The organism is Dermabacter sp. p3-SID358, assembly GCF_025147465.1.
In the GTDB taxonomy this organism is placed as follows: domain Bacteria; phylum Actinomycetota; class Actinomycetes; order Actinomycetales; family Dermabacteraceae; genus Dermabacter.
In genome coordinates this window covers 1-20,446 of sequence record NZ_JALXOZ010000008.1, presented here as the reverse complement: position 1 = coordinate 20,446, position 20,446 = coordinate 1, and the positions used below count along the sequence as shown (strand labels likewise).

At 60.8% G+C, this 20,446-nt stretch carries 19 protein-coding genes and 1 tRNA gene; 15 read left to right on the top strand and 5 right to left on the bottom strand.

Annotated elements, in window-relative coordinates; all coding sequences use genetic code 11:
* Positions 1 to 2,415, top strand: coding sequence for an NlpC/P60 family protein (locus M3B90_RS05035; RefSeq protein WP_259888930.1), 2,415 nt, complete (start codon positions 1 to 3; stop codon positions 2,413 to 2,415).
* Complete coding sequence (locus M3B90_RS05030) at positions 2,415 to 3,038, top strand: hypothetical protein (protein ID WP_259888929.1); 624 nt, start codon at positions 2,415 to 2,417, stop codon at positions 3,036 to 3,038. Before M3B90_RS05035 ends, M3B90_RS05030 begins: the two co-directional genes overlap by 1 nt.
* On the opposite strand, the gene M3B90_RS05025 is transcribed toward M3B90_RS05030, so the two are convergent.
* The 3 genes from M3B90_RS05025 to M3B90_RS05015 form a co-directional block, all read right to left on the bottom strand.
* Positions 3,016 to 4,242, bottom strand: a complete 1,227-nt coding sequence (locus tag M3B90_RS05025) for a glycosyltransferase family 1 protein (protein WP_259888928.1) — start codon at positions 4,240 to 4,242, stop codon at positions 3,016 to 3,018. The two genes, M3B90_RS05030 and M3B90_RS05025, sit on opposite strands and share 23 nt — an antisense overlap.
* Positions 4,230 to 5,417 (bottom strand): NAD-dependent epimerase/dehydratase family protein, encoded by a 1,188-nt coding sequence (locus tag M3B90_RS05020; RefSeq protein WP_259888927.1) that lies wholly within the window; start codon positions 5,415 to 5,417, stop codon positions 4,230 to 4,232. The genes M3B90_RS05025 and M3B90_RS05020 overlap by 13 nt, the downstream gene beginning before the upstream one ends.
* A gap of 61 nt (positions 5,418 to 5,478) precedes the next feature.
* Positions 5,479 to 6,354 carry a serine hydrolase gene (locus M3B90_RS05015; RefSeq protein WP_259888926.1) on the bottom strand — a complete coding sequence of 292 codons (876 nt, stop codon included), beginning with the start codon at positions 6,352 to 6,354 and terminating at the stop codon, positions 5,479 to 5,481.
* A 98-nt stretch (positions 6,355 to 6,452) separates the two neighbouring features.
* Here M3B90_RS05015 and M3B90_RS05010 point away from each other — a divergent pair, with 98 nt between their 5' ends.
* The 8 genes from M3B90_RS05010 to M3B90_RS04975 are packed head-to-tail and all read left to right on the top strand — an operon-like array spanning position 6,453 to position 15,955.
* Positions 6,453 to 7,151: a DUF3662 and FHA domain-containing protein gene (locus M3B90_RS05010; RefSeq protein WP_259888925.1), complete on the top strand. Its 699-nt coding sequence runs from the start codon at positions 6,453 to 6,455 to the stop codon at positions 7,149 to 7,151.
* 7 nt (positions 7,152 to 7,158) lie between these two features.
* A complete protein-coding gene (locus M3B90_RS05005) occupies positions 7,159 to 7,671 on the top strand; it encodes an FHA domain-containing protein (RefSeq protein ID WP_259888924.1) in 513 nt (170 codons plus the stop codon).
* Positions 7,668 to 8,954: a PP2C family serine/threonine-protein phosphatase gene (locus M3B90_RS05000; RefSeq protein WP_259888923.1), complete on the top strand. Its 1,287-nt coding sequence runs from the start codon at positions 7,668 to 7,670 to the stop codon at positions 8,952 to 8,954. Before M3B90_RS05005 ends, M3B90_RS05000 begins: the two co-directional genes overlap by 4 nt.
* Positions 8,954 to 10,363: an FtsW/RodA/SpoVE family cell cycle protein gene (locus M3B90_RS04995; RefSeq protein WP_259888922.1), complete on the top strand. Its 1,410-nt coding sequence runs from the start codon at positions 8,954 to 8,956 to the stop codon at positions 10,361 to 10,363. The genes M3B90_RS05000 and M3B90_RS04995 overlap by 1 nt, the downstream gene beginning before the upstream one ends.
* Positions 10,360 to 11,805: a penicillin-binding protein 2 gene (locus M3B90_RS04990; protein ID WP_259888921.1), complete on the top strand. Its 1,446-nt coding sequence runs from the start codon at positions 10,360 to 10,362 to the stop codon at positions 11,803 to 11,805. Before M3B90_RS04995 ends, M3B90_RS04990 begins: the two co-directional genes overlap by 4 nt.
* 1 nt (position 11,806) lies before the next feature.
* A complete protein-coding gene (locus tag M3B90_RS04985) occupies positions 11,807 to 13,135 on the top strand; it encodes a serine/threonine-protein kinase (protein ID WP_259888920.1) in 1,329 nt (442 codons plus the stop codon).
* A complete protein-coding gene (gene pknB, locus M3B90_RS04980) occupies positions 13,081 to 15,291 on the top strand; it encodes a Stk1 family PASTA domain-containing Ser/Thr kinase (RefSeq protein ID WP_311199941.1) in 2,211 nt (736 codons plus the stop codon). The genes M3B90_RS04985 and pknB overlap by 55 nt, the downstream gene beginning before the upstream one ends.
* Positions 15,278 to 15,955, top strand: a complete 678-nt coding sequence (locus M3B90_RS04975; RefSeq protein ID WP_259888919.1) for an aminodeoxychorismate/anthranilate synthase component II — start codon at positions 15,278 to 15,280, stop codon at positions 15,953 to 15,955. Before pknB ends, M3B90_RS04975 begins: the two co-directional genes overlap by 14 nt.
* A 62-nt stretch (positions 15,956 to 16,017) precedes the next feature.
* Here M3B90_RS04975 and M3B90_RS04970 read toward each other — a convergent pair whose 3' ends face one another.
* The gene (locus M3B90_RS04970) at positions 16,018 to 16,206 is read right to left on the bottom strand and encodes a hypothetical protein (RefSeq protein ID WP_259888918.1); all 189 of its coding nucleotides are present in this window, start codon (positions 16,204 to 16,206) and stop codon (positions 16,018 to 16,020) included.
* Complete coding sequence (locus M3B90_RS04965) at positions 16,206 to 16,946, bottom strand: class E sortase (RefSeq protein ID WP_259888917.1); 741 nt, start codon at positions 16,944 to 16,946, stop codon at positions 16,206 to 16,208. The genes M3B90_RS04970 and M3B90_RS04965 overlap by 1 nt, the downstream gene beginning before the upstream one ends.
* Positions 16,947 to 17,103: 157 nt before the next feature.
* Here M3B90_RS04965 and M3B90_RS04960 point away from each other — a divergent pair, with 157 nt between their 5' ends.
* From M3B90_RS04960 to M3B90_RS04940, 5 genes are all read left to right on the top strand, one after another.
* Positions 17,104 to 17,415, top strand: a complete 312-nt coding sequence (locus tag M3B90_RS04960; RefSeq protein WP_259888916.1) for a cell division protein CrgA — start codon at positions 17,104 to 17,106, stop codon at positions 17,413 to 17,415.
* Between the two features lies 1 nt (position 17,416).
* Positions 17,417 to 18,247: an SGNH/GDSL hydrolase family protein gene (locus M3B90_RS04955; RefSeq protein WP_259888915.1), complete on the top strand. Its 831-nt coding sequence runs from the start codon at positions 17,417 to 17,419 to the stop codon at positions 18,245 to 18,247.
* Between the two features lie 62 nt (positions 18,248 to 18,309).
* Complete coding sequence (locus M3B90_RS04950; RefSeq protein ID WP_259888914.1) at positions 18,310 to 19,155, top strand: hypothetical protein; 846 nt, start codon at positions 18,310 to 18,312, stop codon at positions 19,153 to 19,155.
* 57 nt (positions 19,156 to 19,212) lie between these two features.
* On the top strand, positions 19,213 to 20,247 hold the full coding sequence (locus M3B90_RS04945; RefSeq protein WP_259888913.1) for a hypothetical protein: 1,035 nt from the start codon (positions 19,213 to 19,215) through the stop codon (positions 20,245 to 20,247).
* Between the two features lie 122 nt (positions 20,248 to 20,369).
* A tRNA-Arg gene (locus M3B90_RS04940) sits at positions 20,370 to 20,445 on the top strand.
* Position 20,446 lies beyond the last annotated feature (1 nt).

The window sequence follows — 20,446 nt, the reverse complement described above, 5'->3', positions numbered from 1 at the left end:
ATGTATCCCCTTTCCTCTCTTACAGGTCGAAAGATTTCTGCAGCCCTCATAGCCGCAGGAGTCGTTTTCACGCCACTCGCGGTCCAGGCTGCCCCCGCAGAGCCAACTGACGACCCATCACACTCGGCAACCGCAACCCCCGCATCAGAGCCCACGGAAACGGCCGACTCCGAGACCCCGGCCGCAGAAATGCCGGCCGACGAGACTCCCAGCGACGACAATACCGACGCCCCTCTCGACACGCCGAGCTCCGATCCCAGCGATTCGAGCCCCGTGCCCAGCAGCGAGCCCGGATCCAACTCGGTGGAGGAATCCACAGAGGCTCCCACCGAGCGACCCGCACCGCGCATCCGAACCTTTAGCGCAAAGCCCCAGAGCGCTCCCACCAAGTTTGCAGTCGTAGGTGCGATGCGCGGCTACTGGGAAAAAGCAGGCGGCACGAACTCGTGGATCGGCAACCCTACATCCAATGAGAAGCCTCTCGACAACGGTGGCGTGGTTCAACACTTCGAGAGCGCCGACCTCTACTGGTCGCCGAGCAGCGGTGGATCCCACGCCATCATGCGCGGTGGCGCTTTCGAAGCAACGTGGAAGCAAAACGGGCACACAAAAGGGTGGCTTGGCTATCCCACGAGTGACGAAATTCGTGTCCCGGGTGGCGTGGCTCAAATATTCAATGGCGGAACCCTCTACTTCAACACGTCAACCAGGAACGTCTACATCACCAAAGGGTCGATTCGCGCCCACTACAACCACCTCGGTGGGACACGTGGCTGGCTAGGCTTCCCCACGTCGAATGAGATTCCGACCTCAGGTGGGGTCTACCAATACTTCACCAACGGCATCGTGTATTACTCCTCCCGAACCGGGGCTCACGCGGTCGCCAATCGTGGAGCGATCATTTCCCTGTGGGGCTCACGACGCTACGAGCGCGGCGAACTCGGTTTCCCCACCTCGGAGGAATACTCGGTGCGCGGTGGCCGTGCACAAGATTTCCAAAACGGCACCATCTACTGGAACTCACGCACTGGTGCCACCCAAATCACCAAGGGCGCTATTGGGGGCCACTACAAGTCGCTCGGCGGATCCGCGAGCTGGCTCGGGCTTCCCACGTCGGATGAGATTCCGACCTCAGGTGGGGTCTACCAATACTTCACCAACGGCATCGTGTATTACTCCTCCCGAACCGGGGCTCACGCGGTCGCCAATCGTGGAGCGATCATTTCCCTGTGGGGCTCACGACGCTACGAGCGCGGCGAACTCGGTTTCCCCACCTCGGAGGAATACTCGGTGCGCGGTGGCCGTGCACAAGATTTCCAAAACGGCACCATCTACTGGAACTCACGCACCGGAGTTACGGAAGCTACGAAACACGCGATCCGGCAGAGCTACAACAACATCGGGGGTCCTAACGGCGCGCTCGGCCTCCCCCGCAGCAGCGAAACCAAGCTCAACAACGGCGTCACGATTCAGTACTTCGAGCGAGGGAACATGTACTGGCACCCGCGCACCGGTGCCTACGCCGTGCATTCCGGCATCCTAGACCTGTATGCGAAGCGCGGCTTTGAGCGTGGCTTCCTTGGCTTGCCCACCTCGCACGAATATACCTACAAGGGGCAATACCGTCAGAACTTCGAGAACGGAGTGCTGTACTGGACCAGTTCGAATGGTGCAGGGGTCGTGGGCTGGGAGCCCGCTAATCCCTACTACTTCGGTCCCACGAACCACCCCACGACCTCGCGCGGCGGGCACAACCTCACGAAGGGCTGGAACGGCGTGCGCGTGGCTGCTGTCCAAAAGCGCCTCGGGATCTATTCGAGCGGTCACAAAGCGACGATGGACACGAAAACCATCAACGCCGTAAAGTCGTGGCAACGCAAGCGCGGTCTCCCTGTGACCGGCGTCGTGGATAAGCGCACGTGGGACTCGCTCGGTACGGGCGTGAGCTGGTACGCGGACGGCTACACCGTGAAACCGCGAGTAGGCATCACCGCAAGCCGTCAACAACGCATCGACACCATGGTGAACTATGCACGTTCGCAGGTGGGCTCGCCTTACACCTGGGGTGGAGCGGGCACCTACAATCTGGGCTTCGACTGCTCGGGTATCGCGATCCAAGCGATGAATGCCGCTGGTCTCGAGACTGGGGTCACTCCCGAACAGCACGCGGGTGCGAACTGGCTCTCCACGCACTACTTCTACAACTCCAAGAAGTTCCGCAAGGTGCCAATCTCGCAACTCCAGCGCGGTGACTGGATCTTCTACCGAGACTCGGGCGGCACCATTCGCCACATGACGATGTACCTGGGCAACGGCCAGATGCTGCACTCGTGGGGGCCGGGCGTGCACATTCGTTCGTACACCCGTAATCTCCCCGGTCGCACGGCGGACGCCTACGTTTTGAGGCCCTTCTAGTGCGAACATTCACCCGTCGCCTCTCGGCACTCGCGACCGCCCTCCTCTTGGGAGTGTGCACCGCCTGCTCGGGAGGCGACGCGCCGCCCTCTCAGGGAACCGGCGGCGAAAGCTCTTCGACGGCCGAAAGCGCATCTTCGGCCCCCAAAGAGGGTCGTGTGAGCGATGCCGAGGCTTCGCCTGGCGACGGCTATGTGCCTTCACAGGCCGACTCAAATGGAAAGTTTGACGAGTCGCTCTTCGCACCCGAGGCTGCAAGTCATCCGGGCACGCGCACGCAGGATAACCCTGAAATGTGGGATCCGTACGCGACCGCGGGTGCGCGCACGTATGAGGAAGACTCCGCTGCCCGCGGCACCTTCCCCGAAGGGGTCCTCGACTTGGGGAAAGATCCGGCGGGTGATGGCTCGGCGTATATGAAGGTCTTCGGCGAAGTTATCTCCGATGTCGAGACGAGCGCCGACCGCGCCGCGGCTAATCCCAGCGACGCCGAGAAAGCGATCGTTAACCGATACGAAGATTCGGTGATGATCCGCATTCTCCGTGACGAATCCGGTGCGAGCTACGTGGTTGCTCAGAGCGCCGATACGCAGCACGTCATCACTTACGCGGCCAAGATCTAATCCGCGCCTCCGCACTCTCAATGGCTCGGCGGTAAAGGCTCACAAAGTCCTCGCTCGCGGCCGCCCACGTGTGCCTTTCGGCTTCGCGCCGAGCACTTTCACCCACACGGGCTCGTAATGCGGCTCCGCTCTCCCCCATGAGCGTGTCGAGGATTCTCTCCAGTTCGTGCTGGTCGCGAAAAACGAAGCCCGTCTCCCCGTCGACGATTTGTTCGAGGGTGGGGCCCGAGCGCGCCGCGAGCGGCGGGAGGCCAGAGGCCATCGCCTCGAGGAGAACGAGGCCGAGGGTCTCGGTCACAGAAGGAAAGACGAAGAGGTCGTGAGCGCGGTACGCACGTGCGAGCTCTTCCCCCTGAAGCACTCCCGTAAAGCGCGTTCGAGTTCCGCGAAACTCCCGCTCGAGGTCGGCGCGATGAGGCCCTTCGCCTACGAGGGTCAGCTCGAGATCATCGCGACAGCGCATGAGCGGCGCAAGTCGTGAGAGGTCTTTTTCGGCTGCAAGACGCCCCACGAAAAGGAGCCTCAGCCTGCGGTTGTGGGAGTCGTGTGGTGGGGCGGGCGTCGGACCTTTCCCAGGGTGAAAAAGCTGCGTGTCCACCGCCCTGCGCACGACCTCGACCCGCTCAAGCCCCATCGTGCGCGCTTGCTCGCGCATCGCCTCACTCGTGACCACGTTAAAAGTCGCCTCGCGGTGCAGGCGTCGAGTCGCCCACGTGATAATCGGCGCGCTCCACGCCCACGCGCGATACCGAGATAGGTAAGCGGGCAGATTCGTGTGATAGCTCGCGACGAGTGGAATGCGGTGCCGACGAGCAGCGCGAACGGCTGCCTGTCCAAGCAAAATCGGCTGGGCGGCGTGGATGACATCGGGGCGAAAATCCCGCACGACGCGCTCGGTGAGGCGGTACGTAGAGGGAGTGGGAGGCGACCAGGGCCTGCTCGGGTAGAACGGGACGCGCACGGTTCGGGCGCCATGAACGGGAGCACGCTTACTTTGGTGCTTGTTATCCGGGTCCGACGCCACCTCATATTCATCGACGCCGAGCCCCGGCGCGATGATCTCCACCTCGTGTCCTTCGGCGATGAGATGCTCGACGAGATGCGTGAGGCGGGTGACGACCCCGTCGACGCTCGGCACGAACGTTTCGGTGACGAGCAGGACTCGCAGATGCCCCCGGCCAGCCTCGCCGTTCACTTGCGCCACGTGACGTCCGGGAGGATCAGCTCGTTTCTTACGCGATCGGTATGGGCGCTGGCCGACTCGAGGATCTCGCCGAGCACAACCTCCGTCAGCACATGCGGCTCGAGGCCAAGATCAATAAGGCGCGTATTCACCGCGTTGTAGTAGTGGTCGTATTTTTCGACGCGAGGATTCTCGAGGTAGTCGATTCTCGCGTCGATGCCGAAATTCGAAGCTGTCGTAACAACCTTCACGGCGAGCTCTTCAACGCTGAACGATTCCGTGAACTGGTTAAACACGCGGAATTCACCGGGTGAGGCGGGGTTCGTGCACGCAATCTCGATGCACCGCACCGTGTCCTCGATGTTGAGGTAGCCACGGGTCTGCGAGCCGTCGCCATAGACGGTGAGGGGGTGGCCCGCCACAGCCTGAATAAGAAAGCGATTGAGGGCGGTGCCGAAAACGGCGTCGTAGTCGAACCGGTTTACGAGGCGTGGATCCATGCGAGTCTCGTCGGTGTGGAGCCCGTACACGATGCCCTGGTTGAGATCCGTTGCGGCGATGTCCCAGATCTTGCACGCAAACATGATGTTGTCGCTATCGTGCACCTTCGAGAGGTGGTAGAAGCTACCGGGCTGCTTCGGGAACGGGAGGCGATCCCTCCGCCCGCGGTGCTCAATCTCGATGAATCCCTCTTCGATGTCGATGTTCGGCTGGCCGTACTCGCCCATCGTCCCGAGTTTCACGAGGTGACATTCAGGGGCGAAATCGCGAATCGCCCACAAGACATTGAGGGTGCCCTCGACGTTCGTGCGCTGCGTGTATATCGCGTGCTCGCGGTCGATCATCGAGTAGGGGGCGCTTCGCTGCTCAGCAAAGTGCACGAAGGCCTCTGGCTGAACATCACGCACGACAGCGCTCAGAAACTCATAATCGCTAAGGTCGCCAATCCGCACGTCAATATCTTTGCCAGAAACGCTCTTCCATGCGGCAACGCGCTCCTCAAGAGAGAGGATAGGCGTGAGCGAGTTCGAGCCGAGCTCGTCGTCGATTTTGCGGCGTACGAGCGAATCGACGATCGTGACATCGTGGCCGCGGTTCGAGAGGTAAAGAGCGGTGGGCCACCCGCAGAAACCGTCGCCTCCCGCGACAATAATTCGCAGTCTCTGCTCCCCGTTGTCGTTTTTGGCCTGCTGCATCGCCCGTCCTTTCACGTTGAGCCCTCACTCCAGGATAGTGACGTGCGACACTCCCCAGCTCTTAAGACTGTGCTCGAGACGCGCGTATAAGGACATCATTAAGGGACGGCCACACGCGTACGTGGTCTTCGCAGAACGGTTTCGAGGAGAGGAACGCCGCGCTCAACCCGCCCGGGGGTGCCTCGAGGTCAACCCACAAGAACGATCCCGATTGACCAAAGTGCCCGAACGTGCGAGCCGAATTAAGCGACCCAGTCCAATGCGGATCTTTTTGACTCTTTATTTCCGCACCGAGCCCCCAATCGTTAGGGTTTTGACGCCCATAACCGGGGAGTACGCCCGAAAGCCCAGGGAAATGGACGCGATGTGCCGACTCGGCGAGGTCTGCCGAAATAAGTGTCGGGTTCATGAATTCGTACCCGAGGACAAGCAGATCCTCAACGCTCGCGCGGTAGTCCTTTGCAGGCGAGCCCGCGACCTCAACGCTCTGCATACCAAGAGGCTTCGTCACGCTCTCACGAACCCACTGATCAAAGCTGGAATCGACCGCGTCCGCAACGACGCGCCCGAGCTGTTCAATACCCGCGTTCGTGTACATGCGCCGCTTTCCTGGCTCGGCGAGGAACTCACCGCCCTCAAAAGCGTAGCCCGCTGCGTGCGCGAGCAAATGCTCGACCGTACAGCCCTCCGGTGTGTCTTCACCCGCGGAATCGTTGAGAGCGAGAGCACCCCGATCGATGGCGACAAGCGCCGCGTAAGTGGAAATCAACTTCGACACACTCGCGAGGGGGAACACTCGATCGAGGTCCCCATACGCCGCGACCAGGCGACCGTCGGAACTAATGAGACCAACGGCCGAATCGAAACTTAGGGGCGAAAGGAGCGAGTGGAGAGAGGTGAAAAGTTCGTGGTCAGATTTTGCATGCACATCACTCATATTCCAATCCTCCACCACATCCTTACATCTGAACGAATCACGCGTGCGGCGTACACGGTAGACTCGCGGCGTACGACGTTTACCCAAGGAGATCCACGTTGAGCTTTCTCGACCGAATCGAGCGCAGCCTCGACCGCGGTGTGTCGAACGTGTTCTCGCGCGGCGGCAGCATTAAGCCGCTCGACCTCGCCCAGGGGCTCAAGCGCGAATGTGACGACCAAATCCAGGTCCTCGACCGCGCCCGCACGCTCGCACCCAACACCTACTCCGTGTACCTCAACTCCGTGGACTACGAACGCTTTGCCTCGTGGGAAGACACCCTCGTGGACGAGCTCCAGCGAATCCTCGTAGACCACGCCGACCAGCAAAAGTACCTTTTTGTTGGAAACGTGACCGTCGCCCTCAAACGAGACGATGAAGTCAAAGCTGGTCGCTTTGAGACAGAGTCGAGCACCGAACGCTCCTCACTGGCACCCGCCACAACAGGCGGCGAAAACTTCCAGCCGATCCTCGAAATCGACGGTCAACAGTACTTGCTTACGGGACGTGTGACGGTAATCGGGCGCGGGGGCGATAGTGACATCATCCTCGACGACACGGGAGTGAGCCGTCACCACCTCGAACTCAGCGTAGACGGCACCTCCATGACAGCGACCGATCTCGGCTCCACGAACGGCACTTTCGTCAACGGCGAGCGCATCACGACCCCCACAGGATTGCCCGATGGCGCCACGATTCGCATCGGTCGCACGCGCCTGACCGTGATCCTGCCCTCGGGCGCCCCCGCTGAGTGGTGAGGTCCGCGTGAGCGAGCTAACCCTCATCGTTCTGCGTTTCGGCTTCGTCGTCGCGCTGTGGCTTTTCGTGATCGTCGCGCTCATCGTCATGCGCAACGACCTCTTCGGAACCACGGTCATTACGCGCGGCGGGAGCGGTCGAAAAGCAGGCGCTGAGCGCCGCACCGTGAGCGACCCCTCCGCGCTCAATCAAGGGCAAAAGACCACCGACCCGAACGCCGTGCAGACCCAGCTTGTTGTCACTGCCGGTCCTCTTCGAGGCACGACCATTCGCCTCGCGGCTTCCCCCATCCTTATCGGACGCGCTCCCGAGTGCACCCTCGTGCTTTCGGATGAGTACGCCTCTAACCGCCACGCGCGCGTATTTCCCCACGACGGCGAGTGGTACGTCGAAGACCTCGGCTCGACAAACGGAACGACTCTCGCCGGAAAGCCGCTCGAAGGCTCCGCGCCATTCAAACCTGGCGCCACCATCACGATCGGCAATACTCAGATTGAATTGAGGCGAGGCCCCCGATGACCATTGCGTTGCGCTACGCAGCGAAAACAGACGTTGGGCTCGTACGCTCGAACAACCAAGACTCAGGCTACGCCGGCTCCCACCTCCTCGTCGTCGCCGACGGCATGGGGGGTCACGCCGGCGGCGACGTTGCAAGTTCCGTCGCGGTAGGAACACTCGCCGAACTCGAAACCGACGCTCCCGGAACCGATATCGTTGCCGCTCTCGAAGGAGCCGTACTCGACGCGAACGATGCCATCCTCAGAAGATCGCGCGAAGAACCCCAACTCGCGGGCCTCGGCACGACCGTGACCGCACTCTTGCGCGCCGGGAACAAGTTCGCACTCGTCCATATCGGCGACTCGCGAGCGTACCTCGTACGCAATGGTGAATGCACTCAGGTCACGAAGGACCACACGTTCGTGCAACGCCTTATCGACGAAGGCCGCTTGACCCCGGAAGAAGCAGAGCGCCACCCGCAGCGCTCCATGATCATGCGGGTCCTTGGCGACGTCGATGCTGATCCCGAGCTCGACCTAAGTCTCAAACCCGCTGTCCCGGGCGACCGCTGGATGCTGTGCTCCGACGGCCTCTCGGGGCTCGTCTCTTTCGAAACCATTAGCGATGTCCTCGCGAAAGTCGAGGACCCGGATGAATGTGCGGGGCAGCTCGTTGAGCTCGCCCTCAAAGCGGGCGGGCCCGACAACATTACGTGCGTCGTTGCCGACGTGATCGACATTGATGATCTTCGCAAGGGCGATCCCGGCCCTTCGAGCGGGAGCATCGTCGTTGGTGCTGCCGCGCGCGACCGCCACCGGCCCACCTCAGCGACGGGACCTGCGGCGCGCGCCGCGGCCCTCACCCGCGAAGAGGCGCCCTACGAGGATGAAGATTACGCAGAGGAACCTCCTAGGCGCTCAATGTGGCCCGTAGTCGCCCTCTTCACACTCATCGCCGCAATCTTGGCAGGTGGTGCGTGGTTTGCCTACGACTGGACCCAAGATCAGTACTATGTCGGCAGCAACGGCAAAACCGTCGTGGTCTACAGGGGCATAGCCCAAGACCTCGGGCCAATCTCCCTCTCTCACGAAGAAGATGTCACGAGCATTGCCCTGAGCGATCTGCAACCTGTGACCCAAACCCAGGTCACGAATACCATCAGCGCCAAGAACCGCGAAGATGCGGACCGCATCGTTGCACAGCTTGCCGCCGAAGGAAGCCTTTCCAGGAACACGTCTGCAGGCTCAAGTGATCAGGGCGGGGCGAGCGATTCCGGCGGAGCCGCCGTGGATGGTGGGCAGTAGTGGCAACGGTCATCAGCTACCAGGCACGAACAAGGCGCTTCTTGCACCTTGTTCTGCTGATTGCTGCCTTCGCGATCGGTCTTGGCGCGAACGTCCTCGTAGACCTTGGGCGCAACGATCAAATCGCCACCACGACCTGGTGGCAGATAGGTGGACTCGGCGTCGCCGCTCTCGTTGTGTACATCGTCGCAACCGTGCGTGTGCCCTACGCCGACCCGCTGCTCTTACCGATCGCACTTCTCATCAACCTCATCGGCCTCGCGACCATCAAGAGCGTCGATCTCGTGTACGCGAAATACACATCCTGGCCCCACGGATTCGCCTCGCGTCAAATCATGTGGACGACACTCGGTCTCGCCTGCGTCATCGGTGTTTTGATGCTCATGAGGGATCACCGCCAACTGCGTCGCTACACCTGGATCACGGGTGCCGTCGGACTCTTCGTTCTGCTCTTGCCGCTCGCCCCCGGCATTGGCGCCGCCAACTATGGCGCACGCATTTGGATACGCATCGCTGGCTATTCGTTCCAGCCCGCCGAGGTCGCGAAGATCCTCTTTGCCATGTTTTTCGCGGGCTTCCTCGTTTCACGCCGCGACACCCTCGCCCTCGCCGGCCCCCGAGTCCTCGGCATCACGCTCCCCCGATGGTCCGATCTTGGCCCGCTTTTGTGCGCGTGGGCAGGCGCGACCGCCGTACTCGTGTTCCAAAATGACCTAGGCACGTCGCTTCTGTTCTTCGGTCTTTTTGTCGTCATGCTTTACACGGCTACGGACCGCCTCAGCTGGTTCGTGATTGGCGCCCTCATGTTTGCGCCCCCGGGAATCTACTACGTGCTGAAGCTCGGGCATGTGCAGCGGCGCTTCGAGTGCTGGCTCGACCCGATGAGCCGCGCAAACTTCAGCAACTGCGGGCAGATCAACAACGGAATCTTCGGCATTGCGAACGGCGGGCTCGTTGGTGCCGGCCTAGGCGAAGGTCGTCAGGATACCGTTCCGTTTGCACAGTCCGACTTCATCTTCGCGTCGGCTGCGGAGGAGGTTGGGCTCGTGGGCGTGTTCGCGCTTCTCGCGCTCTACGCGATTTTCGTGCAGCGCGGTCTTCGCTCCGCGGTGGGGATTTCCGACGGTTTCGGCAAGCTCATCGCCGCTGGTCTCTCTTTCACCCTCGGCCTTCAGGTCTTCATCGTCGTGGGCGGCGTGACCCGGGTGATTCCCTTGACGGGTCTCACGCTGCCTTTCATGGCGGCGGGTGGCTCGAGCCTCGTGTCGAACTGGATAATCGTTGGACTGCTCATGAAGCTTAGCGATGCCGCGCGCAGACCTGCTGCACGCAGTCTCGGCGAGACCGAAAAGCACATCGCAACCGATCAGCAGGCACCTCGAACGATGGACGCGGAGGTGACCGCATGAATAAGCCGCTCCGTCACGTTTCACTTGTTCTCGCCGTGCTGCTTCTCTTCCTTTTCGGCTCGACCACCTACTTCCAGGTGATTAAGGCAGAGGAGCTCAACTCGAGCGGTCGCAATGCACGCACGATCTACAACGAGTTCGGGCGCCCCCGCGGGCCGATCGTCGTGGACGGTGTCGCCGTCGCCTCGAGCACGAAGGTCAACAACCGCTATGGCCTCAAGCGCGAATATTCCGACGGTGCTCTCTACGCCCCTGTTACGGGCTACTACAGCGTCGTGTACGGATTCGGCGGAGTTGAGAAGGCTGCGAACGGAGAACTCTCGGGCAAGGCCGATTCACTGTTCTACGACCGCCTCATGACCGTGCTTTCAGGCCATGACCCGCAAGGCGCGCAAGTAGAACTCACCATCAATGCGAAGGCGCAAGAGGCCGCTTACGATGCCCTCGGCGATCGCCGCGGTGCAGCTGTCGCGATCGATCCCGATACAGGCGCAGTTCTCGCGATGGTTTCGACTCCGAGCTACGACCCAAATGCTCTCGCCTCGCACGACACGAAAAAGGTCCAGAAGGCGTGGAAGAATCTCAACGGCGATCCCAACAAGCCAATGAACAACCGCGCGATCGCAGGCAACCTTTACCCGCCGGGCTCAACGTTTAAACTTCTCGTAGCCGCGACTGCTCTCGATTCGGGCAACTACACCCCCGATTCCGAGATCCCCGGTCCGGGAAGTTACAAGCTTCCGAACTCTTCGACGTCCATGTCGAACCACCCGAACGGCGATACATCTCCGTGCGGCCCTAACGACGTGTCAAGTCTGCAGTCCGCGCTCGAACAGAGCTGTAACACGTCGTTCGCGATGCTAGGCGTGCAACTCGGTGAGGATGCCCTGAAAAAGAAGGCCGCCGAATATGGTTTCGGCGAGAAAATGGAGATTCCTCTTCCCGTCACCTCTTCGTCGATTGCCTCAGAGATGGACGATGCGCAACTCGCCTTGAGCTCGATCGGGCAGTACGAGGACAAGGTGACGCCGCTCCAGATGGCGATGGTGGCAGGTTCGTTCGCGAACGACGGCATCGTCATGGAACCCCAGCTCATCAGGTCGGTGCGTACGGGGGATCTCAAAGAGGTCAAGGCACTCACCCCGCATAAAAAGAGCCAACCGCTATCCGCCGCCAATGCTGCCCAGATGCGTCAGATGATGGAAGCGACGGTCACGGACGGTACGGCGAAACGCGCGCAAATCGACGGTGCCGAAGTGGGCGGAAAAACGGGAACGGCGCAGTGGGCGAAAGGGAAAAAGCCCCACTCGTGGTTCGTCGGCTATGCCATTAAAGGCGACAAAAAGGTCGCGGTGGCCGTTGTCGTTGAAGAAGGTGGCTACGGGAGCGCCGCAGCCACCCCCATCGCGCGAGACCTCATGAAGGCAGTGATCGAGGAATAGCATGAAAACACGAAAAGGACTCGTTCTCGAAGGACGCTACGAACTCACTCGCCTCATCGCCACGGGCGGCATGGGCCAGGTCTGGGAAGGCAAAGACAACGAGCTCGATCGCCCCGTCGCCGTCAAGGTGCTACGCGAGGAGTTCGCGGGCGAAGACGGCTACCTCAAGCGCTTCCGCGCCGAAGCACGGCACACTGCTGCCCTCGCGCACGAAGCAATCACGGGGCTCTACGACTACGGCGAGCTTGATGGCCGCGCTTACATCGTCATGGAGCTCGTCAAGGGACGCCCTCTTTCCGACATCATCGAGGAAAACCCCGACGGCCTTGATGAGGGACGCGTCATTGCGATCCTGAAGGAGCTATCGAAGGCTCTCGATGCCGCTCACGTGAAGGGTGTTGTACACCGCGACGTCAAACCTGAGAACGTTCTCGTGGATGACAAGAACGACTGGGCGCTTAAGATCACTGACTTCGGCATCGCCCGCTCAAACGACCAGGCAAAACTCACGAAAACTGGCCTCGTCATGGGCACTGCGCAGTACCTCTCGCCCGAACAGGCAATGGGCAAGCAAGCGACGAGCCTTTCCGACATTTACGCACTTGGTATCGTCGCCTACGAAATGCTCACGGGTTCGCGGCCTTTCACGGGCACGAGCCAGGTAGAAATTGCGATGGCGCAGGTCAAGGAGGCCCCGCCGGAGCTTCCAGAACGCATCAACGCTGATTTGCGTCGCCTCGTCATGATGATGCTTGCGAAGGCACCTGCGAATCGACCCCGCTCAGCAGCGGTTGTCGCGCGCATTCTTGACTCAATCGAGCGAGGCGAAGAACCGCGCTTCGGCACGAGCGCAGTGCGTGCGCCAGGCGCTCGTTCGGAGGCGAGCTCCGCTCCATCGAAAAACGATGGCACTCACTCGAGTCGCAAGATTACATCGAAGGCGAATTCACGCACGTCGAATCCGATTTCCCCCACAGGAACTCGCACTGCGGCGATGCCACTCGCCGGCGTCGGCTCGAAACCCGTGACGATTAGGTCCTCGTCTACGGCAGCTTCGGCGCCGAGCGCACGCTCGGCTGCGAGCGCGAACTCCGCGACGAGCGCGAGTCGCGAACACCGTGAGGCAGCGCGACGAGGGACGTCTACGGGGCAGAGCGTCGGTAAAGTTAGTGTGCCGCTCATCATCGTAATCGCCGTTGTCGTGATCGCGGCGGTCGTGGCAATTCTTGTGGGCACGGGGGTCGTTTCCCTTGGCGCGAATGCACACTCATTAGAATGGACGGGCGCGGAAGTAGGCGCGCTGTTGAGGAAGGCTACGGTGACATTGTGAGCGAAGACCGCATGTTGCTCAGTAACCGCTACGAAATTGGACGTCTTCTTGGACGCGGTGGTATGGCTGAGGTCTATCTTGCACGCGACACGCGCCTTCACCGCACGGTCGCCCTCAAGGTTCTGCGCTCGGATCTCGCGCGCGACCCTCATTTCCAGGAGCGCTTTCGCCGCGAGGCGCAATCAGCTGCAGGCCTGAATCACCCCACGATCGTCGGTGTCTACGACACGGGCGAGGATCACCGCACGGAACCCGCGGGTGAAGAAGTGACGATCCCCTACATCGTCATGGAATACGTTGAAGGCGACACCTTGCGTACGTTCATCTCTGCGGAAAATCCCATGAGCGAGCAGCGTGCCTCGGCGATCATGACGGGCGTGCTGAGCGCCCTCGAGTACTCACATAAAGCGGGCATCGTCCATCGGGATATCAAACCCGGCAATATCATGATCACGAAGAACAACGAGGTCAAGGTCATGGACTTCGGTATCGCTCGCGCGGTATCCGAGTCGACCGCGGCCATGACCCAGACCCAAGCGGTCATGGGGACGGCTCAATACCTCTCACCCGAACAGGCGCGTGGTCAGCAGGTTGATGCGCGCAGCGACGTGTACTCGGCTGCCGTGGTGCTGTATGAACTCCTTACAGGCCGCCCACCGTTCACGGGTGATTCCCCGGTATCGATCGCGTACCAGCACGTGCGAGAAACTCCCGTCGCCCCTTCGACATACAACCCAAACATCAATAAGTACATGGACACCGTCGTGCTCCATGGCCTCGCAAAAGACCGTGAACTCCGCTACCAAAGCGCCGCGGATTTTGCGAAGGACATAAGCGATGCCGCTGCGGGCCGGGAACCGCGCATTCTCGGCGCGATGGCCGCGGGAGCTGCTGGCGCCGCGAGCGCCGAAGCAGCAACCCAGGTTCTGAGCCCTTCGGAGTTCGAAGAATCACGTTCATTTCAGGATCAAGAAACCCAGGTCATTCCCGCGCACACTGCTCCTCTCGCATCCTCCGCGACGCCTTCTCCAGGTGCTGCCTCGCCCGCCCCTCAGAGCGAACGAACCGCCATCGATGAGGTAGCCCCGGAAGAAGAGAAGAAACACCACGTAGGCGCCTGGATCGCCGCCCTGCTCCTTCTCCTGCTCATCGTCGCGGCTGCCGCGTGGTGGTTCATCGCACAGCAGAACCGTGAACCTGAGCAGGTGAGTGTCCCTTCGGTCGTGGGTATGGCCGAAAGCGATGCCAAGCAAACCCTCACGGACGCAGGGCTCACCCCCCAGTTCTCCGAGCAAGCGAGCACCGAGGTTGACGAGGGCCTCGTGATGTCTACCGATCCAGAGGCTGATGCTCAGGTCGCGAAAGGTTCGACAGTCAACGTCGTTGTTTCGAGTGGCCCCGACGCCGCGAACGTTCCAAAACTCGAGGGCCTCACGAAGGAAGAGGCGAAGAAAGCCCTCGAGGACGCCGGTTTTTCGATGACCGTGGCCGGTACCGAGGATTCCGCCGATTTCGATAAAGACGTTGTCCTGCGCTCTGAGCCGGGCGAAGGTGCAAGCGCCCCGCAGGGCAGCACCGTGAACGTTTGGGTCTCGAGCGGCGAAGTATCGGTTCCGAGCGTGGTCGGGTTTAGCCAGGCCGACGCTGAACAGGCCCTCAAGGACGCCGGGTTCGACGTCACCGTGGCGGGCCGTGAGGCAAAGGACGGCGAAACAGTCGGGAACGTCCTCGAACAGACCCCCGCCGAGGGTACCGCGACAAAAGGCTCGACCGTGCGACTCGTCGTCGCTGCCGAGGCCGGTCCGGTGGCAATCCCGAATGTCGTGGGTCAGACTCTCGAGGAGGCCCGCACACGCTTGAGCGACCCTAACCTCAACCTCGGCACCCAGGTCACGGAAGAGTTCTCCGATTCCGTCGAGAAGGGGCGCGTGATCCGCACTGATCCCGAGGTCAACTCCGAGGTGAAATCCGGGTCGAGCGTCACGATCGTCGTGTCGAAGGGACCTGAGCCCACACCGGCTCCTGAGCCCAACCCGGAGGCGCCGACCACCCCGGAGGCGCCGCCTACGCCAGCGCCCACCGGTCCCCCCGGGAACGGCAATGGGAACGGCAACGGAAATGGGCACGGGCAGGGCCCCGGTAATGGCGGAAACTAGACTTTTGGCCCCTTCATGCCGCATCCTCGTAGTCGATAATTACGACTCATTCGTTTACACGATCATCGGGTATCTCGAGCAATTGGGGGCCGAGTGCATCGTTGCCCGCAACGATGCTGTCCCCATGGCCGAAGATGGTGTCCCCGACCTTTCGGGATTCGACGGAGTGCTCATCTCGCCCGGCCCGGGTAATCCTCTTACCGCGGGCCGCACGCTCGACGTTATCGGAGAGTGCACACGCACGTCGACGCCGATGTTTGGGGTGTGCCTCGGTTTGCAGTCCCTCGCCCACTATTTCGGGGCGACCGTCACGCATGCGCCGCAGCTCATGCACGGCAAGACGAGCCTTATCCACCATGAAGGTCGAGGCCCCTTTGCTTCGCTTCCTTCGCCTTTTGAAGCGACGCGCTACCACTCACTCGCGGTTGTTCCGAACACCATCGACGAGACCGTACTTGAGGTCACGGCTCACGCCGACGACGGCAGCATCCAGGGGCTTTCCCACAAAAGCCTCCCGCTTCACAGCGTGCAGTTCCACCCGGAAAGTGTTCTCACGGAGGGTGGGCATTCGATGCTTGCGTTCTTCCTCGAGCTTGCCGAGGGGCGAGACGGTTCGCTCGCCGGGAAGCGCTCTCGCGGGCTCGCACCGCTTCTCAACTCTTAATGGGGGCGGGCAAGACGGTGCTCCGGAGCGCGTTTTCTTGACTCCAGCTCTCTCCTCCGCCGCTAGAATGCGATGGAATAGGGGCTTGCAGCAAAAGCCGAGATCGTTCCCTGGTTGAACGGCATGTAGGGGGCGATCAAGGGGAACCCCCACCCGAAAAGGAGCACCACGATCGCTGCGAACAGCACGAGCAGCACGAGTACCTTCACCCACCACGGGCCAGGAATGATCCTGTAGAGCCAGCCGTACATTACTTCTTCACCTCCGCGAGCTCCTTGGGAATGCCCTTTTTACGATCAACCCAGTGGTCGTACTTCGCATAGGTAATGTAACGTTCCGCGGCCGAATACATGGGGTGGCATGCCGTCATCGTGAGCATACGCTCCGTGGGTTCCTCCCCCGGTTTGTTCGGCACGGGCGCGATCACCTGGACGTCGTTTGGCTGCACAATTTCCGAATCAGTCACGTAATACACGTAGTACGCCTCTGGCCCCTCGACTACGACTGGATCACCCGGTTGGAGCCTCGCAATGTCGTGGAGGGGGCGGCCATACGTTGAACGGTGGCCCGCAAATGCAAAGTTTCCCACCTCGCCGGGAAGGGCGGTGTCAGGATAGTGCCCATTTCCGATTACGTTGAGCACCTTTTCCATGCTCACACCTTCGGCGATGGGTGACGTGACCTTATCGAACTTCGGTACGTGGAGTTCGCCCCAAACTTCGTTTTCTTTCACGTGCTCGATTTTGGGGGGTTCGCCCTTTTCCGGCGGCGCAATCTTCTTCGGCGAAGGCCCGCCCCACTTCGATTGGAGCTCTTGGATGATTACGGCGTGCTCGCGGTCGGCAACGACATCGGTCCACCACAACTGCCATACGACAAAGAGCAGGAGAAACGCTCCGGCGGTAATCAGCAGTTCGCCGAACACACCGATAATGCTCGAGGCGATGCCCCGCTTACGCTGGGGAGCACGCCTGTGGCGGGAAGAGGTCACAATGTCTCCGATTCGGCAGAGGGGGTTAATCGGCAGGCGTCGGAATAAACCCAACCTATTCCTTCGCGCACTGTACCCTAGTATATGTCGCCTCTGGCGCCTGACTTACCCCTCAAAGCGGCGCCGATGCATTTGTTTCAGTTGTGAAAGGTTATCCATGGCCAAGAAAGTTCGGCGCACCTCCACCATCCCCACCCAGCAAAACCAGCCAGCACGGGATCGAGTCACGCGCGCCGAAGCCGAAGCCCGTCGCTCACGCCGCGCGCAAGAAAGCGCAGCCGAAGCCTACAAGCCGAGCCCTGCCTGGCTCGTGCCCACCGCAGTCACGCTCCTCATCCTCGGCATCTTGTACATGGTCGTGTACTACATTTCGAGCGCCCAGTATCCACTGCCCATCGGCGACTGGAACCTCGCGGTTGGGATCGGCATTCTTCTTGCAGGTGGCGGGCTCCTCACCTTCTGGAAGTAGCATGACCGAAACCCCCACGACACCCCTTCATCCCTGGCGCCGCTTCGTAGCCATCGGTGACTCATTCACGGAAGGAATCGGCGACCCCGATCCGAACGTTCCTGGTGGTGTCCGTGGGTGGGCAGATCGCGTCGCCGAAGAGCTTGGACGCTCTTGCCCCGACTTCGCGTACGCCAATCTTGCGATTCGCGGGCGGCTCTATAAGCAGATCATTGACGAGCAACTCGAACCAGCAATCGACCTCAAACCCGACCTCGTGAGCTTCTTCGCGGGCGGGAACGACGTCATCCGCCGCGGCGACCCTGACGTGATTGCCTCCGATATCGATGCCGCAATCGCACGCCTCGCAGCAACCGGTGCCGACATCATTTTGTGGACGGGGCCCGATGTCGGCGATACCCCCGTTCTCAACCTCATCCGGGGCCGCTCCGCGATCTACAACGAGAATATGCGAACGATTGCGAAGCGCTACAACACGTTCGTCGTTGACCTGTGGGCAGCCCGCCAACTCGTCCACGAAAGCATGTGGGCCGAGGATCGCCTGCACTTCTCACCTCTTGGCCATCACACTATTGCGCGTGAAGTCCTCGCCACTCTCGATGTGCCGAACGATCTACGCGAGTTCACTCCGCATGACCCGCCGCGGCGCACATGGCGCCAGGCTGCAGAGAAGGATCTCGTATGGGCTCGCGATCACTTCGGTCCCTGGGTCATGCGGCGCATACGCGGCGAGAGCTCGGGCGATGCCGTTCATCCGAAACGCCCCGAAGCCTCACCAGTGTTCGGGCAAGGAATGCCGCCCGGGTCAGCCTCTCGGGAAGCTGAAGACTAAAACCATCCTTGTGCGATAGTGTGCAACCGCACACTCATCTCTTTCGTATCCAAGGTATCCCCATGACGACGACTCAGTCGAACCCGCTGAAGAAGTTCGCCGCGCTCTTGGTGATTCCTTTTGTTCTCCTCGTCACCGGCTGCGGTGACCTCAATGCCACCCTCAATGTCGAAAGCGCCGAAAAAATCGTTCTCAAGGGCGTGATCAGGGGGCACAATTCGACACTCGAAAACTACGGTATGAAACCCGCGGACGTTTGCACATCGAAAGATGCCAAGGGTGCTAGTGAATCACCCTTCGAAGGCACGCTCGAGACCAAGCTGACCGAAAATGGTGACACCTTCGAGTGCGAATTCACCAGTACGGTGGAAGACCCCGAAGAAATCAAGCAGATTCTCACGTACGACGAAGACTCGAACACCTACACGCTCAAGGGCATCATGCCGGCGCCAGAGATCGCCGAACGGCTCGCTCTTAGCGCCTTCATGGCTCACGTCACCATCGTCATGCCAGGCAAGGTCACTGAATCGAGTGTCGGAAGAATCAGCGGCAATGAGGTTCACATCGGCAATATCGAGAGTGTTCTCTCGGACTTCGAGATCAAGTCCGAGGGCCCCGGGTCCCCTTGGCTCATTGTCGTCATCATCATCGCGGTACTACTTGTACTCCTCTTCTTTGTGGCCCTCGCCGTCACGGCTCTCATTGTTATCGCTCGCAAAAAGAAAAAGAGCCCAGCCTCAAACGCTCAAAGTTTTCAAAACGGCTCATCTCCGCAATACCTCCCGCAACAAAGCCAGCAAGGCCAGCAATCCGAGTCACACAAGCCGAACGACCAGGCGGATCTCTGGCATCACAACAGCCAGCACAGTCCCGATAGGGATCGGGGTCCCGGTCCCGTGAGCCACTGACATACCCACAGATTTGTCCACGCAGTTTCCGGATTCCACGAAAGAAGAGGTTTCCCCTTGAAAGCACCAAAGTCCACCCCCTTGAAGAAGCTCGGGGCGTTGATGCTCATTCCATTCATGCTCCTCGTTGCGGGCTGCGGCAAGCTCGAGGCCACCATCAACGTCGAAAGCCCCGAAAAGGTCACCCTCGAGGGCGTCGCCACTATGAAGAAGTCATCGCTCGACCAGGCGCACGTGACCAACGATCAGTTTTGTGGTGAAGAGGCACTTCAACAGATTTCAGGAAATGGCAATAAGCCGGAACTGAAGCTCGAAGAAAAGGGCGACGAGGTCGTGTGCAAGTTCTCGGCCAAGAGCGAGCGCAAAAAGCCCATGAGCGACGCGCTCACGTACGATGAGGAGTCGGACACCTACACCTACACCGAGGCGTCGAAGGGTTCGATGGGCGACCAGGCAGTCGCCTCCGGGTTCGAGGTCGATGTCACCTTCGTCTTCCCCGGCAAGGTGACCGAGTCAAGCGTCGGCAAGATTGATGGCAATAAGGTCCACATCACCGACACGAAGGAATACTTCTCCGACATCAACATCAAGGCTGAGGGCAGCAGCTTCCCTTGGCTCATCGTGATCATCGTGGTCGTTGTGCTTCTGCTCCTCATCGTTGCCGCGATCGTGATCGGCGCAATCCTGCTCACGAAGCGCAAGAAGAGTGGAGCGAACCAGTCGGACTTCCAGCAACAGGGGTTCAACCAGAACTCGATGCAGGATGGTTTCCAGCAGCAGGGCTTCGATCAGCACCCCTCGCAGGGCTTCGATCAGCACCCCTCGCAGGGCTTCGATCAGCACCCCTCGCAGGGCTTCGATCAGCACCCTTCGCAGGGCTACCCGAACGACGTCCAGCAGCAGGATTTCCAGGCCTCGCAGCAGGGTACTTATCAGGCCCCGCAACAGGGCAACTATGAGGCCCCGCAGCAGGGCGGCTACCAGCCTCCCCAGCCCGGACAGCAGTCCCAAGATTTCCAGGGGCAGTCCTATGGTGAGCCCGGCAACGAGGGCCCGCAGGGCGACCAGGGCCAAACTTTCGGCAAGCAGTAGCCACCGGCCCTCGTAAATGCACCGCGACCGGGGGCTCGTGATTAGACTCACGGGCCCCCAGCTCGCACTTCGAGTCTCACCGGAGTAAAGTTGTACAGGTCGGTTCGGGAGAACGGACAGAAGCGCCCGTAGCTTAACGGATAGAGCATCTGACTACGGATCAGAAGGTTGGGGGTTCGAATCCCTCCGGGCGCGCCAG

Coding starts and splice junctions, on each gene's coding strand:
- M3B90_RS04985 (WP_259888920.1), top strand. CDS start 11,807: ATGAAAACACGAAAAGGACTCGTTCTCGAAGGACGCTACGAACTCACT.
- M3B90_RS05020 (WP_259888927.1), bottom strand. CDS start 5,417: ATGCAGCAGGCCAAAAACGACAACGGGGAGCAGAGACTGCGAATTATT.
- M3B90_RS04950 (WP_259888914.1), top strand. CDS start 18,310: ATGACGACGACTCAGTCGAACCCGCTGAAGAAGTTCGCCGCGCTCTTG.
- M3B90_RS04970 (WP_259888918.1), bottom strand. CDS start 16,206: ATGTACGGCTGGCTCTACAGGATCATTCCTGGCCCGTGGTGGGTGAAG.
- pknB (WP_311199941.1), top strand. CDS start 13,081: ATGGACGGGCGCGGAAGTAGGCGCGCTGTTGAGGAAGGCTACGGTGAC.
- M3B90_RS04990 (WP_259888921.1), top strand. CDS start 10,360: ATGAATAAGCCGCTCCGTCACGTTTCACTTGTTCTCGCCGTGCTGCTT.
- M3B90_RS05035 (WP_259888930.1), top strand. CDS start 1: ATGTATCCCCTTTCCTCTCTTACAGGTCGAAAGATTTCTGCAGCCCTC.
- M3B90_RS04960 (WP_259888916.1), top strand. CDS start 17,104: ATGGCCAAGAAAGTTCGGCGCACCTCCACCATCCCCACCCAGCAAAAC.
- M3B90_RS05015 (WP_259888926.1), bottom strand. CDS start 6,354: ATGAGTGATGTGCATGCAAAATCTGACCACGAACTTTTCACCTCTCTC.
- M3B90_RS04975 (WP_259888919.1), top strand. CDS start 15,278: ATGGCGGAAACTAGACTTTTGGCCCCTTCATGCCGCATCCTCGTAGTC.
- M3B90_RS05000 (WP_259888923.1), top strand. CDS start 7,668: ATGACCATTGCGTTGCGCTACGCAGCGAAAACAGACGTTGGGCTCGTA.
- M3B90_RS04955 (WP_259888915.1), top strand. CDS start 17,417: ATGACCGAAACCCCCACGACACCCCTTCATCCCTGGCGCCGCTTCGTA.